Below are 16,242 nucleotides of genomic sequence, written 5' to 3'. Positions count from 1 at the left end.
ATTCATCTATTTATTTTCAGGTGGGTCTTTTATAAAAACGGGGGAACCAAACGGGAATGAACATTCGGAAGATTGTTTATTCCAAGGGGTGAATTTCCGGGTCGTCAGGCCGGGAATAGGGCAACTCTCTCTTGTCCGAATCCGGCAGCTAACCTCGTAAGCGTATATAGGGAGAGGCAGCAGAACCGTGAGCACCCGAGAGGGTAATCGGGAATTTTCGTAATTCCTTATATTCCTATTCGGGTGGGAGAGCGCCGGCATGCCTTCATGATGTAAATGGTGTTCTTTTTTTGTTGTCTTTTCAATCATAGGGAGGCTTACACAATGAATAATGAAATCATTTTGGTTACTGCACCTAATGAAGCAGCTCGAAATTTTATTCGGTTACTAATGTACAAAAAGCTGTCCTTTGCCGTTCTCACGAATAGCGCACAGGAAGAAAAAAAGGTTAGAAGGCTTGGAGTGCAGCATATTATCCGTATGGATACTGCGTTTGCTCATAAATGGGCGTTGCCCGATGCAACAGTAGGACGGATATTTTTGTTTGAGAACAGCATGAATTTAACCTGTCGCTTTCTGCAAATATGCAGACCATGGACACAAAAACCGATAACGATCATTACTCAACAGAATCATCCTCGGGGTGTATACCGGGGGATGGGAGCGAATCATATCGTTTTCACCATTAAGGGTGAAGTCGGATTCTTGTTGAACGAAGAACGAGCTGCCGTTAATTAGAATGTTTTTCGCCCTGAAATGATAAATGTAGAAGTGGCTTTACATCTATTGATGTAGCAGGGCAGGTATCCTTACTATGATTGCGGAACAAATCTTGCATTGCTATAATGGTCAAATAAGATACACGTAGTGTGAGACTCATGATTATCATGGGTCTTTTTTATATGGAAGATCATTGTAACTTGAAAGGTTGAGACAATAGATGGGAATGTGGTCTGACGTGAAGTGGCTTTTTTTTGATGTAGGGGACACGCTTGTCGATGAATGGATACCGGTGGACCATATTATGAATCAGTTTGTTGAGCGTGCTGCAGATCGAGGTTATTCCATTACGATTCAGGATGTGAGGGAGAAGTTTATTGAAAGCTACTCTAATTTTATTGATTCTCCCATGCAGTATGCAATCTCTCAGTTGATTGAGAAGGAAGAGGACAGGGCTTATATTCGGCCTAGGCTGAAATTCCGTAAAGAACTGGAGACTCCATACCCAGAAGCTAAAAAAATTCTTGCTCAGCTTGGAGAACATTACCGGATTGGCATTATTGCGAACCAGAGTCCAGGTACGGCTGAACGGCTTCATCAATATGGCTTTAGTTCTTATGTTGATGTTATCGCTTGTTCCGCAGAACAAGGACTAGCTAAACCGGATGTAAGACTGTATGAATATGCTTTGCAAAAAGCAGGATGCGCTCCTTCGGAAGCAGTTATGATTGGGGATCGTATTGACAATGATATTGTTCCTGCTAAATTACTTGGAATGAAAACAATCCGCATTTTACAAGGGTATGGAAGATATCAACCCTCTACAGGTGCAGGTGATACGCCGGATTGTACCATATCCAGTTTGGATGAATTAATAGCACTGCTCTTATAATCTTGGCTTGAAAAAGAGCGAAAAAAATAGTCTGCACAGTAGAATTACTACGATGCAGACTTTTTTTTATACTCAGAAAAGGGTTAATGCGAGCAGACATATATTTAAGATGACAATGATTCCTGCAATGGTCCAAGATAAGATGCTTAGCCATTTTTTGTTGACGAATTCACCCATCATTTTTTTACTGCTTGTAAACATGACAAGCGGAATGACGGCAAAAGGAAGCTGCAGTGATAAAATGACTTGGCTCAGAATCAGCAGATCGGTGGTACCTTTCTCACCTGCAATCGCCGTAACAATGACAGCAGGGATAATGGCAATCAGCCGGGTCGCAAGTCGTCTTAGCCATGCAGGCAATCTGATATTAAGGAAACCCTCCATTACAATCTGACCGGACAGTGTACCGGTAAGGGTTGAGTTTTGCCCTGAAGCGAGCAGTGCAATCCCGAATAAAATACTGGCTACCGTTGTTCCGAGAAGCGGGGTAAGCAGATGATATGCATCTGTTATATCTGCTACATTAAACATGCCTGCTTGGTGAAACGCTGCTGCGGAGACCACGAGGATCGCGCCATTGATAAACATGGCAATGGTCAGGGCGATCGTCGAGTCAATCGTCGTATAATGGATCGCTTCTTTTTTGGCTTTAACTGTATTTTCAATCTTGCGTGACTTCACGATAGAAGAATGAAGATATAGATTATGCGGCATTACTGTTGCGCCGAGGATACCGATTGCTATATAGAGCATTTCAGGATTACGCAGCACTTCGGCATCGGGAACGAGACCTTGCATGATACCGGAACTGCTGGGATGCGCCATAAACAAATCAATCCCAAAACAAATCGCGATGGTACCCATTAAGACGATGACGATACTTTCTAAAGTCCGAACTCCTTTATTCTGAAGGAGTAGAATCAGCAGAACATCGACTGCTGTAATAATAACCCCATACAGAATGGGGATGCCAAACAACAAATTAAGTGCAATGGCTGAACCAATGACTTCTGCAAGATCCGTAGCTGCAATGGCTAGTTCTGCGAGAACCCAAAGCACAACAACAACGGCGGGATTAAAACGGTCACGACATGCCTCAGCAAGGTCTTTACCTGTAACAAGTCCCAGCTTGCCTGAAAGCGTCTGGAGTACAACGGCCATGAGATTAGACAGGACGATGACAAACAGCAGGCGATACCCGAACTGGGATCCACCGGCGATATCTGTTGCCCAGTTCCCTGGGTCCATGTAACCAACCGCAACAAGGAAGCCGGGTCCGGTAAAAGCGAGTAGCTTACGAAACCAGGATGCGTCTGTAGGCACCGTAAGAGAACCCGTATAACTTCCACCTCCAGTTTCTCCTCCCGATAAAGAATACATTGAATTTTGTTTTTGTTTTTTAGAAAAACTCATAAGATGTCACCTGTTTCTATTGGAAATGAAAATTACAAATGAAAATCTGATTTTTTTCAGAAAATATATCTTGTGTTTACAAAATATATTGTACTACTTCAATTTTATTTGTCTAGTGCAACATTTATGCGCGGGTGAAATAAATGAAAAATGCGGGATGTGTTCATTTATACATATAAACTAAAATCAATTGAATAACTCATTAAAACGATAAATTTGTAACGATACATAGACAAATAGAAGCGTTTTGATCCACAAAAAAAACAAGCAAAGGATAGGAATGCTAACTTTGCTTGCTAAAGTATCTTCTATAGATATGGAATTAGGGTGAATCTTCATCCTAATTGTGGATAAACTTCAGACCACATGACATCCATAATTCCTTGAATATTATTTTCCTCGCTATTGATCGCGATCACCGCTTCTTTATCAGGTATGATGACAAGCAGCTGACCGAAAGCTCCATCTGCACGATATGCCTCGTGAGTACACATCCAGAACTGACAGCCGTATCCGACTCCCCAGTCTCCTTCAGCAGGGGTGTTTATATGTTTGCGGGTAGCATAAGTGATCCAAGACTCTGGGATTAATTGTTCATCATTCCATTTTCCTTTGTTCAATAGCAGCTGACCGAACCGTACCAATTCTTCAGTGCTGATTCTAAGTCCAGTACAACCAAGTGTAACGCCAAGCCGTGAACTATCCCACTTCACGTCGTAAATCCCGAGCGGAGTAAATAGCCGAGGAACCAAATAATCCCGAACCGTTTCACCCACTGCCGCTTGCACAAGAGCAGATATCATAAAAGTATCTCCGCTGCTGTATGTAAATTGTTCTCCCGGTGCACGGTCTAAAGGTAAGGAGAGATAATGCTTCGCCCAGTCTTTTTCTATGAGAGAATTACGCTCTTGGGCCCACAATGGAGGGTTATCATGTCCTGTTGACATCGTCAGCAGTTCATATAATGTGATTTCTCCAGGGGAAGGGATTCTAGGGTGCATAGATTTATGAGTCGTAGAGTAAGAGAAGAATTCACTGAGTTTTGTATGGAGTGACAGCTTTCCTTCTTCTAGTGCAAGACCCACCGCCATACTGGTAAAAGATTTACTAACCGAATGCTGCAAGCGACGCTCATCTTTTGTTAAATCCCAGGCGCCAGCGGGCTTCCCGCCTTGTAGAATTCGAACAGAGCAGACATGTAGCTTGTTTTTCTTCACTTGTTGGACAAATCCCGTTAGATCAATCGTCATGACAACCTTCCTTTCCTGCCTATTTAGGTCAAGGGAGCATCAGTAACTTATTACATGGACGGAACATTTCAGATTACAGGGTTATTTTTCCGAAAATATGGTATTACAGGCGTGTAATTAAGTCAATATTAGGATATTAAACCAAAAACAACAAACAATTAGAGAGTTTAACTTCCTTAGATGTACAGATAAAGATGAATAGCACCCATAGTTCTTCTTACGACGAACATCTATAGTAGATCTATCTATACGGCGAACATCTATAGAAGATCTCTATATATAGAAGGAATACAACTAGTTGTCCTCGACTCTCAGAAAGTAGTTAACTTTATTCAATTTGTTTTATTTTCTGTGAGAAGTTTAAAAATAAATATGCACGAACATCACATCCTAACATAACAAGATAGGAAACAAGATGTTAATAACACTAAATTTACTAGGATAAGGAGCGATTAAGATGGAAGCATTGTATACAGCAAGCGCAACCGTACGCGGAGGAAGAGATGGATCTTTTGAAACATCAGATGGTGTACTTCGCCACGACTTATCTACTCCAAAAGAATTGGGCGGTGCAGGCGGGAACGCTACGAACCCAGAACAACTATTTGCAGCAGGTTATGGTGCATGTTACGAAAGCGCACTGAGCAATATTGCTCGTAAAGAAGGCGTGAAAATTAGTGATGTAGAAATCACAAGCAATGTAATGATTGGGAAGGATCCGAAAGATGACGGATTCCAACTTGCCGTTCGTCTCGATGTGAAGATCCCAGGTATAGACCGTGCGCAGGCAGAAGATTTGGCTAAGAAAGCACACGATTTCTGTCCTTATTCCAAAGCTACACGTGGTAACATCCCAGTTGAACTTAACGTCATTTAAGTGAACTAATAAAAATCATGTTTGAATAGACGATCTCTTGCGAGAGATATAAAAGAGACCTTGGTGGGTACGCCAAGGTCTCCTCTTTTGTAAGTGACTTTACGATCCAATCAAATATTGTTTCCATACAGGGGTATATTGATTTGACATCAGGGTTAAAATTCTTTAATATGACTAAGTACTAATATGTACGTGGCATGAATAAATTTGAAATCACAGGTGATTACATGTCTTATAGACCCCAGATTGTTGACTTAACAACTGCTAGCCGCAATGAAGAAGCGGGACTTTACGAATTTACAATGAAGCTTAAGGATGGAACGCTTTGTCGTGCATTTTATTCTAACAAACCAGAATGGCACATGACTAGCATTAGCCGTCTTCAGAAGACTCCATGCCCGATTTGCCGTAAAGATTTCATCTGTAAATGTATGGAAAAATTTGCAGGTGATATTCATGAGCAAATCATGAATGACCAATTGATCGAACAAGCTATCAAGTAGGAATAGCTTGTTATGATGAGCGTCCGTGAGATCACGGCGCTTTTTTTCTATATTCTTATAGTCCAGAGTGGTTAAGTTGAACTAAGGGGTGGAACCATGAAGAATGAATCTCATTGTGATATGAAACCATACATGAATCTTAATATAGTGCTTATTGACGGGGTTTGTCATTTATGTCAAGGACTCACGAAATGGATTATTAAGCGGGATGACAAGGGGGACTTTCACTTTGCTTCACTTCAATCTGAGATCGGTCAGAAACTGCTTGAACATGGTGGATTATCTCTTCATTCTATGGATACGTTTGTTTTTATAGAACAAGGGGAGTATTACACTCGTTCCACGGGCGCACTGCATATTGCGAAAAAGCTGGGGTTCCCTTATAAGCTTGCTTCCGTATTCTTGATGATTCCGGCTGCGGTTCGAGACCGGGTATATAATGTGGTGGCCCGTAATCGTTACCGCTGGTTTGGCAAAGATGAAGATAATGCTTGTATGTTACCTACTCCCGAGATCCGCAAACGATTTTTATAAATAGGATGATAAATAAAATAAGGCAGCCAGTAGTCGTAACTGTACCTCCATCTGTTAGTGAGATCTAACAAGTGAAGGCAGTTCACGATTTGGCTGCCTTATTTTAATTTTTAGGAGCTCTATAACCAGCAGCTACCGCTTCTGCTTCTGTACAAAACCAAGCCTCTGGTTGGGTTGATTTGTAGTTACGAGATGCAGTGGTGTGGTAAATTTTCTCTCCCTTAGCATTGATATTCCCTTTAATGGTACAGCTATTGTTAGGCGGAGTAGAAGAAGTACTATTTCCATTAGAAGATGCAGTTCCGCTAGTCGTGCTGTTTGAAGTAGTACTGCTGTCTTCCTGATATTCAGTAGGATGAAATCCATCCTCTTGTGCATAGTTCTCATATTTCCATATACCTAGCGATTGCTTTTTGCTTTTGTTCTGAATGGCTTCAAACTCATCCACATAACGAACGTTCGGCGGATAGATATAAGCAACCCTTGCATAACCTTTCTTAAGCAGCGATTCCTGGAGCATTACTCCATCCACATACACGTAAGCGAGCAGACGAGAGTATTTATCACGATTGGGACCGATATCAAATTCAAGTTCGATTTTCTTGGCCTTTTCTAGCACTTGCTTTGTATATTGCTTTGCTTCTTGACCAAGTGGTTGTACACCGAGCTTTGGATGGGATGTTTCTGGTGTGTCTACGAGCAGCAGGCGGACAGATTGGCTCTTGCCTTCGTACATCACTTTCAGGGTATCTCCGTCCACAGCACGATCGAGGGTAACGGGAACTCTTGGATATTTATAATCCGTGCTTGATTGATCTGGCGAATTATTTTTACTTGATGTACCGGTAGAAGTACCTGTATTTGATGTACTGCCTGTATTCGTATCAGTGATCGAATCTCCTAACTGAATCTCACCGCAGCCCGCTGTAAGAACAGTAATACTCAGGACTAGTGGAATCATCCACCGTCTCAAAAAAGACATGAAAAACACTCCATTCTAAGATGTATAGTATGTATGCGTGGACCATTCTAAGTGTACTATATTCGTAAAAGAAAGGGAACGGACGTTTGCTAAACTTGAATTGCATTCTTTGCTTTTTATAAAAGAGATACAAAGAAATGGAAATTTGCTCTTGATGCTTGTGGAAAATTATGCTAATCTAGCGTTAACTTAATCAGCACGTGACGGAAGCACCGTCCATATATCGCGAGGGAAACCTTACGGTAATGGGCGGTGCTTTTTTGCTGTGGAAGGGGAAAGGTATGATGATTGATGAATAGAGTGCTGCTAGCAAGCAGCAGTTTGGAATATGTTGAGGCGCTGCTAGATTTTATTCAGGGGAGTTCGTATTCAGCCGTATTTCAGGTGACTGCTTTTTCACAGCCGGAGGCAATGTCTAGATACATAGAGGAACTAAGTTCAACCTCTGCGCCGGACTTAGTAGTAGCGGAAGAACCATTTATTGAAAAATGGAACTCCAGTCCTTTTGCGGATAAAGTACCTGTTCTTCTATTTACAGAGCAACTTGTTTCTGAAGAAAATCAAACGAAAATTAGGAAGTATCAGCCTTTGCCCGCCATCTTAGCGAAATGGGAAGAAGTGTTGCTAAGTTCGAGCAGGCGAGAAAGAGGTAGATTCACCGGTGAACAAACATGGGTGATTGGGGTCACCTCGGCTTCCGGGGGCTGCGGAAAGACAACCGTTGCTCTCAATCTAGCTAAACAGCTCGGCCGGTCGGGTTATTCGGTATTTTATCTGAATCTAGAAACGATTGATAGTACAGAGCCATTTTTACATACATCATCAACATCATCAATAGAAAGGCAATTCGAATCAGGCGGGGATTTATTTAGTCAATTATTGTATCAGCTAAGAGCTAATAAGATATCAAATAACAGTTTTCATGGAGAGAAGAACGATAGGATCGATCTAAAGCCATATACAGTTCGGAATGAACGTATTCAAGCAGATTGTTTTATTCCGGCAAAGAATCGCAAAGAACTGCTTCAGATGAGTAAATCGGATACGAGTGAATTGATTCGTCTAATTACGGAGTCAGGTCAATACCATTTTGTTATTGCAGATCATGATTCAGTGTGGGACTTGCGTTCGGAAGCGGTGATGGAGGATTCTCAGTTGCTGGTATGGCTGCTGTCTGATGATATTCATACGATGAATAAATGCAAGGAATGGATGAAGTTTCATAGGCAGCTCGATCCAGAACAGTACGAGAATAGGATGCGAAAAACATGGTACGTGATTAATCGTTATATGGGGAATATGGTAAACGAGCTTCCGGACGAAGGGATGATTGCAGAACATTATCTGCCTTATATCCCCTCCTGGAAACAGATGCGGGAACCTGATTTACTGCTGAGCTCACCGATATATCAGAAGGAAATGAATAAGCTATGTGAAACGATTGGGGCTCTGTACAGGGAGAATACAGCATGAATGAAGCATGGTTCAAGGAATTAAGAAAGACGGTGCGTTCGGGTCTTGATGTGACTTCATCTGCGGGGGATTCGGAACTCATGGAGCACATCGAGCGCAGGGTGCTTTATCATCCCGATCTGGTACATCTGACTTCCGGAGAAAAGCAGACCTTAATTAGACGATTATACGATTCCTTTCGAGGGCTTGATGTTCTTCAGCCGCTTGTAGATAACCCGAATATTACGGAGATTATGATTAATAGTCATCACGAGATTTTTATTGAAGAACATGGTGAAGTTAAAAAGCTGCCCATCGCATTTGAATCTGCGGACCGGCTCGAAGATATTATTCAGTCGATTGTCTCGGGGGTAAACCGCATCGTTAATGAGTCTTCTCCGATCGTGGATGCGAGATTGAAAGATGGGTCACGGGTGAATATTGTTTTACCGCCTATTGCTCTGAAGGGTCCCACAATGACGATCCGTAAGTTCCCAGAGAAACCGATGAGTATGGAAGATCTAGTTCGTATGGGTGCTCTAACCGAAGAGGCAGCACAGCTGTTGCAAAAGCTCGTAAAGAGCAAATACAACATTTTTATTAGCGGTGGAACTGGATCGGGGAAAACCACTTTCCTGAATGCTTTGTCTCAATATGTTCCTAGCAGTGAGCGGATCATTACGATCGAGGATTCAGCAGAGCTGCAGATTGTTACTGTACCGAATCTTGTATCGCTCGAGACGCGTAATGCCAATACGGAAGGCAGAGGGGAAATATCAATCCGTGATCTCATTCGATCTTCTCTTCGGATGAGGCCCAATCGAATTATTGTAGGCGAGGTACGGGGGAGTGAAGCGCTGGACATGCTGCAGGCGATGAACACCGGGCATGATGGATCATTATCAACGGGACATGCGAACAGCATTGTCGATATGGTGAGTCGTTTAGAAACGATGGTGCTGAGCGGGGCTGACCTGCCCATTGTTGTCGTTAGACAGCAGATCAGTTCAGCTATCGATATATTTGTTCATTTATCAAGACTCAGAGATCGTTCGCGACGGGTTACCGAGATCAGTGAAGTGGTTGGAATGGAAGATGGGGAGGTGAGGCTGAATCGTCTATATCAGTTTCAGGAACGTGGGGAAGCAGAAGGGCGCATTGTAGGTGAACTTGTTCCGAACTCCTCTTCGCTTGTACATGTGGACAAATTGCGGGCTGCCGGTATCCGTTATCCATTTAATGAAGATAGGTAAGAGGGGGATGAAAGTGGATTTGAGCAGGAGGATTATTCAGAACACGAACCACGCACCGGCAGAGTCTAGCGGTAAACTATCTGACTATTCCGTACATTATTTAAGTTCTCGGCAAAAAATAGTATGTATGATTGTCAGCGCCATTCTTTTTTTTAGTATCGGCTACTTGTTCTATCATCACTTAATTATGAGCAGCATATTAGCCTTAGCAGCATTCTTTATCCCTAAATACTATAATCAATACCTGCTTGAGAAGAGACGATCGGCTCTCAGTCTTCACTTTAAGCAAGCACTATATTCCCTATCTTCCTCTCTTGCCGCCGGAAAGTCCGTGGAAAATGCATTTAGGGAAGCTGTACTGGATCTTCGAATGCTTGATCCGCAGGCGGATCATGATCTGATTCGAGAGTTTACGATCATCTGTACACGAATGGAATATGGTCAGCCGATTGAGGAAGCTTTATTAGATTTTGCAAATCGTGCTCATATGGAGGATATTACGAACTTCGCCGATGTATTTGTTACTTGTAAACGCACAGGCGGTGATCTGGTTGAAGTCGTAAGAAGAACTTCTTCGGTCATAGGAGAAAAATTAGATATTCAGCAAGAAATTGCAGTAACCATCTCTCAGAAAAAGTTTGAGTCCAAGGCGATGTTTGCTTCTCCCTTTGTGTTTCTGTTAGTACTGAGTGTCACGTCTCCAGACTTCCTTACACCTTTATATAGCCCAGCCGGATATCTCATTTCAAGTGTATCCATTGTCGTTTTGTTTGCTTGTTTCTTGTGGGTGAATCGTATTATGAATATTCGGGTGTAAGGGGTGAGGAATAATGATGATCCTTTGTAGTTTGATGGTTGCTTTGCTTGCCTTGTGGTGGATTCTTGCCAATCGTACAGCTAAAACAAGGTATCAGAAGCTGGATCAGGTGGAGATGACCGGACTGCGATTTCGTAAACTGCATGCTCCATTTATTGGCCTGATTGAACGATTGGATTTCACAAGGAAGTTTCCGATGTTTGTTTACCGTGTGCAGCATTCGATTCAGAGAGCCAATGGTCCTAAATATGGTCATGAGAAAATGATGTTGTTTCTTGCGGAGATGTTTGTATACAGCTGGTTGGCTCTAATTGGTGGGTCCGTATTGACACTAGGGTTAGAAGGACAACTAATGGGAATTGCCATAGGATTCATGCTTGCCATTATCATCCCCTTTGCACAGCTGAAGGATCTTCATGAAAAGGTGAAGCTGCGTGAACAGGATATTTTAATGGAACTGCCAGAATTCCTTAACAAAGTGGTCTTGCTTGTTAGCGCAGGGGAGACCGTCCAGAAAGCAATTATTCATTGTACGGAGCGTAAACAGAGTTCTGACCATCCTTTGTACATAGAACTCAGACAAATGATTGCAGAATGGAACAGTGGGTTTTCATTTCAACAAGCCTTTGAGCAGTTTAGTAAACGTTGCGGCGTTCAGGAAGTATCTATTTTTACAACGACCGTGTTGCTTAACTTTCGGCGGGGAGGCAATGATTTTGTACTCTCTTTAAGGGAGTTGTCGCGAGTATTGTGGGAGAAGAGGAAATCACTCAGCCGTACCAAAGGAGAGCAGGCTTCATCTAAGCTCGTGTTCCCAATGGTAGTTATTTTTTTAGTTATTGTAATCATGGTAGGTGCACCCTCGTTTATGACGATGAATTTATAGGAGGAAATATAAATGATAACAACAGTTAAAAACAAAATGATTCGTTTTTGGAAGGAAGAGGATGGTCTCGGTACGCTGGAGATGATTTTAATTATTGGGGTCATTATTGTAATTGGTCTTATTTTTAAAAATCAAATTACTGCGATCGTCAACAAATTACTAGATCAGGTGAACACGAAAAGTGACCAATTTTTCAAATAGATATTATAAATTAAAAAACGACGATGGGAGCTTCACCCTAGAAGCTTCTCTCGTGTTTCCTGTCATTTTGTTTACGCTATGTTTATTAATGTTCTTTTGCGTGTTGCTGTACCAGAAATCGATGTTATCACAGTATGCTTCCGCATCTTCGGAGCGCTCAGCTTATAGCTGGGAGAACAGCCATAAGGAACCGAAGACAGGAGCATTTCCAGAGGATGAATATGACAGGTTGTACTGGAGATTGGCTGATGATCATATGCTTGGTTCGCTTTTTGGTACGTTTGGAGCAGAATCAGCTTCCTCTATATCTGTTCCAAGTGAGGTATTAGAAGGCACGCTTACATTGCAGAAAATGAGTCAGACAGCTGCATCGCTTCCATCAATGTACAGCGGTACGATGGAGTATGAGAATAAATTCATGAATCGGCAGATAACAACGAAAATAGATCAAATTGTATCTTTACCCATGGTGGGTTTCTTACTTCATCGAGATCGTAAAATTCATCATTCAGGGAAAGCAACAGTGGTTGAGCCCGATGAGTTCATTCGCAATATAGAGCTGATTCGATATTATGGAGCACGATTTTCGGGGATGGGAACACCCGGTGATCCATCAGAAATTGCACAAATTCTCGGAAAGCTGACGGGGAAATAACTGTAGGATGTGGGGGAGGAACGAATTGTTTAAGAAAGGGGAATCGGAGTCTGGAGCAGTAACTATTTTTCTGGCCATGGTGCTTGCGGTCATCTTCATGTTTGTTGCTGTATTTATAGATTATGCAAGAATTGGAGCTATGAAAGTTCAGACAGAGAGGTTATCTCATGCTGCTGTTCGTTCTGTAATGTCCTCCTACATGCCGGAACTCCAGCAAAGATATGGGTTGTTTGCTCACAGCGGTGAACAAGGAGATTTCATCATGTCTAAAGTGCTCAATGATAGTACAAAGCCCATTCCTCATCGAGATGGACTCGCCATTATTCCTATGCAACTGGATAGTTCAGGTCTTGTATTTGAACGTGAACTGGGCAGGTATGATCACTTTAATCAACAGATTCAGGAAGAGATGAAATATAAAGCACCGATTGATTTTTTATATGATGCGGTAACTAGATTTAAACCGCTCTCAGAGGATCTAAAGCAAGCGGCTCATAGTGTAGACGTTCTGCGGAAGTTACAGAAACTATATGACAAGCGTGAAAAATCGCTTGAGCAGGCGATTAAAAAGAGAAGAGAAGCTGCGAAAACGGCAGAGATGGTTGCAAAGCTGGTTATGGATCCTCCAAGCAGCTACTTCAGTGATAGCCCAATGGGTGGAAACATTCGCTCGTTAGCGGATGGAGCATCAAGGTACTCTGATTATTACTCTAAATATACGGAAGATGAAGCAAGAGAGCCTCTCCTTAGAATATATGGTACGGAGCTAAGCGAGTATCGAATGGACCTCACAGGAGTATTGTTTCGCCTCGGAAAAGCGAGAACAGAAGCAGCAAGCACACACAAGCAGAAGATTGAAGAGGCAAATGATCTGATTGAAGAAGCGAAACAACTGAATGAGCAAATGAAACAGGTCATTAAAGATGGTGAGGCGAGAGCCGCTAATCAGGCATATGACAAAGTGGGTCAAGCAAACACACCAGGCAAGGGAGTATCATCATCTGGAAATGTAAATGGGGCCGAATTACGTAAGAAGACAGAAGAACTAGTGCGGAAAGATACGGAGTTTGCCGCTTTTACTAATAGCCAGAATCAACAATTAACAGACTATACATATGCACAGCAAAAAGTAATGGCTGCTGAAAGTTCACTTCGCAACCTAACAGACGGTGATTCCTATCAAAAAAGAAATGCAGTTCTTTCCGCGAATAAGGAAATTCAGCAATACATGGACCGCTACGTAAAATCTAGCAGCAGTAATGTAATAGATCAGTCTGCCCAGCAGATTGACGATTATAGAGCAGCTGATAAAGAAAGAGCAAAGGTGGACAAGCAGTCACAGCAAAAACTGAATGAAGCTCAAAATAAAATCAAGTTATTAGTGGCTACGGCGGGTCTAGAAGAAAGTTCAAAACAGTTTAATGAACTGAAAACCTATTTTAATGAAAGTATATCCTTTAACAAGACGAGTAGTGAAGAATCGGTTAGCTCAGAAATGTCTGACGACCCCTATGATGCGGGTGGAGATGCAATGACGAACATGGATCAAATGTTTGGAGGTATGTCCGGGTTTATTGATGTTTTGGGTGATGAGCTGTTTCAGAATGAATATGCAATGCATTATTTTTCATCCGTTGATCTTTCGATGTTATCAGGCAGCAAGACGAACACGAGTACGCTTGAACCGGAATCGTTTTTTCTCCCAGAAAGTCAGGAACTGGAGTATATCATTTATGGGTTTCATAATCCTTATGGGAATATTACAGCCGCCTATGGCGAAGTGTTTACAATAAGGCTTGCGATTAGGACGATGGAGGGGCTTGTTGAGAGCAGTAAGCTTGGTAATCCACTGCTTATTCTTTCAAAAGCGATTCTGTATGGACTCGAGCATGCACTTGCTGATATGAATTCTCTTGCTGATGACGGAAAAGTAGAATTGTCCAAATATGCCAAGCAGATATCGGTAACCTACCGTGATCATTTACGCTTTTTCTTGCTTGCGCACAGTAATAACGAGAAAAAGATGTCCCGAATGATGGCGTTGATTCGTTTGAACACGGATATAGATCTGTTGAAGTCATATACCTATGCATCAGGACAGACAGGAATGAAGATGAAATTATGGTTTTTACCTGGAATAACCAAAATGTTAGGGACTATATCAGGAAGTGCTGATCGTGTAGAGAATGGTAGTGTTTATATCACGATTCAGTCGGATTACTCCTACTAGATTATCCAGTTCATATTAATAGGGGCTAATAAAACTATGAAAATCCAGAAGAAACGGAATAGAAGAAGTAGAAAGATAAGCGGCAGTCTGAGGTCAGACAAAGGGAGTATAGTACTCGATGCTTCTCTTGTCATGCCGATCTTTCTCTTTTTTATCGTCTTTCTTATTTATTTTGTCCAGATGACGTTATTTGTAACGGCCCTGCAAACCGCTGCCTCAGAAACAGCGAAAAAAATCTCTGCACATATGTATCCTGTAGTGCTTGCAGTTGATGCGGCAGGCTCAATAGATTCAGGATTAAATGGTATCGAGATTCCTGGAACGGGGGAGGGAGGGGTTTTTCCGATCCCTGAACTGTCTTTGACTGATTTAGTTGCCAAATATGCTTCTGCTCTGCCCGAACCGATTGGTGAGTGGGCTTCTATGGCAGCAGCTAGCGGAGAAGCACCACTGCAGCATCTGCAAAGTTCAGTTTCGGAAGCCGTACTAGACCCGGTAATTAAGCCGCTACTCTCTCCGGTAATCGAGAATACTGTACTTGAATATGACCGGATTCACGTTAACGGCATCGACTTACCGAACCTGAAAGAAAAAACAAACCCTTACTTCGGGATCGAGCTAACTTATGAGATGCCGCTCAAAGTTCCTTTTACAAAGAAAAGCATTCGAATTCAGGCCAGCAGCAAAGAGCGGATCTGGATTGGAGCTACAAACGAGGGAGCCTCAGAAGGAGACGGAACCACCGCTGCGAAGGGAAATGTAGCTCTGTTATCCAAACCGGAACCTGCCTATATTGCGAGACAGGCTACCATCAGGGCGAAGATTACTCCGGGTGCTTCGGCAAATTTGTCGGTATTTTATAAAACAGGAGAAAGCACGGCCAAACATGTAGGATGGGCTACGGCCGATGAGAATGGTGATGTGGAGTGGACGTGGTTTGTCGGCACAAGAACGACACCGGGAACGTGGCCTTTTGTCATTGAAACAAGTGATGGAGCTAGGTTAGAAGTGATGTTTGAGGTTGCTTCAAAGACGTGAAGGAAGTGAATGTGATGGAACTTGTTTATTACGGATGTGGAATTTTTGTGGTAGCCGCATTTATTACAGATGTTAGATCCATGCGAATTCCTAACCTGTTATCTTTGTCCGCTATCATTAGCGGGCTGATCGTGCATTTATGTATAGGTGGTTTTCAAGGTTTGCTTGCGAGTATCAGCGGATTTGGTACTGGATTTGGAATTATGTTTGTGCTTTATCTTGCTGGAGCTGTAGGGGCGGGTGATGTGAAAATCTTTGGCGGAATTGGGGCTTGGACCGGGGTCTTGTTTACGGTTCAAGCAATGGTGTACTCCATTCTCATTGCAGGCGTTATTGGTTTGATTATTTTATTATGGAAAAAACAACTGGTTCAACGATTGGGTAAGCTCATTCTATATATTTTTGGCCGGGTAATTCCAGGTATCGGATTAATCAGTTCAGTGCATAGTTACAGCCCTCTGAAGGAAGGACTTCGGTTTCCGTTTATGATTGCTGTGTTGCCGGGGTTTATAAGCGCATGCGGGATTTATTTATTATAA

General features: G+C 42.4%; 17 protein-coding genes and 1 riboswitch. Of the genes, 14 read left to right on the top strand and 3 right to left on the bottom strand.

Annotated features, from left to right (window positions below):
• The first annotated feature begins 8 nt into the window (after positions 1-8).
• A riboswitch (cyclic di-AMP (ydaO/yuaA leader) is annotated at positions 9-179 on the top strand.
• 145 nt (positions 180-324) lie between these two features.
• Together KJS58_RS15060 and KJS58_RS15055 are read left to right on the top strand one after the other, a co-directional pair.
• On the top strand, positions 325-738 hold the full coding sequence (locus KJS58_RS15060; RefSeq protein ID WP_213533498.1) for a hypothetical protein: 414 nt from the start codon (positions 325-327) through the stop codon (positions 736-738).
• Positions 739-940: 202 nt separating this feature from the next.
• Entirely contained in the window at positions 941-1,612 is a 672-nt protein-coding gene (locus KJS58_RS15055) for an HAD family hydrolase (RefSeq protein ID WP_213533496.1), read from the top strand.
• A 72-nt stretch (positions 1,613-1,684) separates the two neighbouring features.
• On the opposite strand, the gene KJS58_RS15050 is transcribed toward KJS58_RS15055, so the two are convergent.
• A complete protein-coding gene (locus tag KJS58_RS15050) occupies positions 1,685-2,992 on the bottom strand; it encodes an Nramp family divalent metal transporter (protein WP_213533578.1) in 1,308 nt (435 codons plus the stop codon).
• Between the two features lie 368 nt (positions 2,993-3,360).
• Positions 3,361-4,275: a serine hydrolase domain-containing protein gene (locus tag KJS58_RS15045; protein WP_213533494.1), complete on the bottom strand. Its 915-nt coding sequence runs from the start codon at positions 4,273-4,275 to the stop codon at positions 3,361-3,363.
• Positions 4,276-4,732: 457 nt separating this feature from the next.
• Here KJS58_RS15045 and KJS58_RS15040 point away from each other — a divergent pair, with 457 nt between their 5' ends.
• From KJS58_RS15040 to KJS58_RS15030, 3 genes are all read left to right on the top strand, one after another.
• Positions 4,733-5,152, top strand: a complete 420-nt coding sequence (locus KJS58_RS15040; protein WP_213533492.1) for an organic hydroperoxide resistance protein — start codon at positions 4,733-4,735, stop codon at positions 5,150-5,152.
• 227 nt (positions 5,153-5,379) lie between these two features.
• Positions 5,380-5,655 carry a hypothetical protein gene (locus KJS58_RS15035; RefSeq protein WP_201450687.1) on the top strand — a complete coding sequence of 92 codons (276 nt, stop codon included), beginning with the start codon at positions 5,380-5,382 and terminating at the stop codon, positions 5,653-5,655.
• Between the two features lie 120 nt (positions 5,656-5,775).
• The gene (locus KJS58_RS15030) at positions 5,776-6,189 is read left to right on the top strand and encodes a thiol-disulfide oxidoreductase DCC family protein (protein ID WP_249717365.1); all 414 of its coding nucleotides are present in this window, start codon (positions 5,776-5,778) and stop codon (positions 6,187-6,189) included.
• Positions 6,190-6,292: 103 nt separating this feature from the next.
• Here the strand turns inward: KJS58_RS15030 and KJS58_RS15025 are convergent, their stop codons facing one another.
• Entirely contained in the window at positions 6,293-7,171 is an 879-nt protein-coding gene (locus KJS58_RS15025; protein WP_249717362.1) for a thermonuclease family protein, read from the bottom strand.
• A gap of 291 nt (positions 7,172-7,462) precedes the next feature.
• Between KJS58_RS15025 and KJS58_RS15020 the strand changes: the two genes are divergently transcribed.
• From KJS58_RS15020 to KJS58_RS14980, 9 genes are read left to right on the top strand one after another with little or no spacing between them, the layout of a single operon-like run.
• Positions 7,463-8,644 carry a nucleotide-binding protein gene (locus KJS58_RS15020; RefSeq protein ID WP_249717370.1) on the top strand — a complete coding sequence of 394 codons (1,182 nt, stop codon included), beginning with the start codon at positions 7,463-7,465 and terminating at the stop codon, positions 8,642-8,644.
• Complete coding sequence (locus tag KJS58_RS15015; RefSeq protein ID WP_213533487.1) at positions 8,641-9,876, top strand: TadA family conjugal transfer-associated ATPase; 1,236 nt, start codon at positions 8,641-8,643, stop codon at positions 9,874-9,876. The genes KJS58_RS15020 and KJS58_RS15015 overlap by 4 nt, the downstream gene beginning before the upstream one ends.
• Positions 9,877-9,883: 7 nt before the next feature.
• A complete protein-coding gene (locus tag KJS58_RS15010; RefSeq protein ID WP_249717359.1) occupies positions 9,884-10,693 on the top strand; it encodes a type II secretion system F family protein in 810 nt (269 codons plus the stop codon).
• A 13-nt stretch (positions 10,694-10,706) separates the two neighbouring features.
• On the top strand, positions 10,707-11,579 hold the full coding sequence (locus KJS58_RS15005; RefSeq protein ID WP_374705817.1) for a type II secretion system F family protein: 873 nt from the start codon (positions 10,707-10,709) through the stop codon (positions 11,577-11,579).
• Positions 11,580-11,591: 12 nt separating this feature from the next.
• Positions 11,592-11,780, top strand: coding sequence for a Flp1 family type IVb pilin (locus KJS58_RS15000; protein ID WP_213533485.1), 189 nt, complete (start codon positions 11,592-11,594; stop codon positions 11,778-11,780).
• Positions 11,761-12,435 (top strand): TadE family protein, encoded by a 675-nt coding sequence (locus tag KJS58_RS14995; RefSeq protein ID WP_213533483.1) that lies wholly within the window; start codon positions 11,761-11,763, stop codon positions 12,433-12,435. Before KJS58_RS15000 ends, KJS58_RS14995 begins: the two co-directional genes overlap by 20 nt.
• Positions 12,436-12,460: 25 nt before the next feature.
• On the top strand, positions 12,461-14,665 hold the full coding sequence (locus KJS58_RS14990; RefSeq protein ID WP_213533481.1) for a hypothetical protein: 2,205 nt from the start codon (positions 12,461-12,463) through the stop codon (positions 14,663-14,665).
• 36 nt (positions 14,666-14,701) lie between these two features.
• Positions 14,702-15,703: a TadE/TadG family type IV pilus assembly protein gene (locus KJS58_RS14985; protein ID WP_213533479.1), complete on the top strand. Its 1,002-nt coding sequence runs from the start codon at positions 14,702-14,704 to the stop codon at positions 15,701-15,703.
• Positions 15,700-16,242, top strand: coding sequence for an A24 family peptidase (locus KJS58_RS14980; protein ID WP_249717357.1), 543 nt, complete (start codon positions 15,700-15,702; stop codon positions 16,240-16,242). The genes KJS58_RS14985 and KJS58_RS14980 overlap by 4 nt, the downstream gene beginning before the upstream one ends.

This window comes from Paenibacillus sp. J45TS6 (genome assembly GCF_018403285.1).
Taxonomy (GTDB): domain Bacteria; phylum Bacillota; class Bacilli; order Paenibacillales; family Paenibacillaceae; genus Paenibacillus.
The sequence above is the reverse complement of the archived record's forward strand: the minus strand, read 5'-3'. Positions and strand labels throughout refer to the sequence as shown.

Excerpts from the sequence above, each read along its gene's own strand:
- KJS58_RS15040 (WP_213533492.1), top strand. The coding sequence starts at position 4,733 with ATGGAAGCATTGTATACAGCAAGCGCAACCGTACGCGGAGGAAGAGAT.
- KJS58_RS15005 (WP_374705817.1), top strand. The coding sequence starts at position 10,707 with ATGATGATCCTTTGTAGTTTGATGGTTGCTTTGCTTGCCTTGTGGTGG.
- KJS58_RS15050 (WP_213533578.1), bottom strand. The coding sequence starts at position 2,992 with ATGTATTCTTTATCGGGAGGAGAAACTGGAGGTGGAAGTTATACGGGT.
- KJS58_RS15060 (WP_213533498.1), top strand. The coding sequence starts at position 325 with ATGAATAATGAAATCATTTTGGTTACTGCACCTAATGAAGCAGCTCGA.
- KJS58_RS15045 (WP_213533494.1), bottom strand. The coding sequence starts at position 4,275 with ATGACGATTGATCTAACGGGATTTGTCCAACAAGTGAAGAAAAACAAG.
- KJS58_RS15000 (WP_213533485.1), top strand. The coding sequence starts at position 11,592 with ATGATAACAACAGTTAAAAACAAAATGATTCGTTTTTGGAAGGAAGAG.
- KJS58_RS15015 (WP_213533487.1), top strand. The coding sequence starts at position 8,641 with ATGAATGAAGCATGGTTCAAGGAATTAAGAAAGACGGTGCGTTCGGGT.
- KJS58_RS15055 (WP_213533496.1), top strand. The coding sequence starts at position 941 with ATGGGAATGTGGTCTGACGTGAAGTGGCTTTTTTTTGATGTAGGGGAC.
- KJS58_RS14985 (WP_213533479.1), top strand. The coding sequence starts at position 14,702 with ATGAAAATCCAGAAGAAACGGAATAGAAGAAGTAGAAAGATAAGCGGC.
- KJS58_RS15020 (WP_249717370.1), top strand. The coding sequence starts at position 7,463 with ATGAATAGAGTGCTGCTAGCAAGCAGCAGTTTGGAATATGTTGAGGCG.
- KJS58_RS15030 (WP_249717365.1), top strand. The coding sequence starts at position 5,776 with ATGAAACCATACATGAATCTTAATATAGTGCTTATTGACGGGGTTTGT.
- KJS58_RS15010 (WP_249717359.1), top strand. The coding sequence starts at position 9,884 with ATGAAAGTGGATTTGAGCAGGAGGATTATTCAGAACACGAACCACGCA.
- KJS58_RS15035 (WP_201450687.1), top strand. The coding sequence starts at position 5,380 with ATGTCTTATAGACCCCAGATTGTTGACTTAACAACTGCTAGCCGCAAT.
- KJS58_RS15025 (WP_249717362.1), bottom strand. The coding sequence starts at position 7,171 with ATGTCTTTTTTGAGACGGTGGATGATTCCACTAGTCCTGAGTATTACT.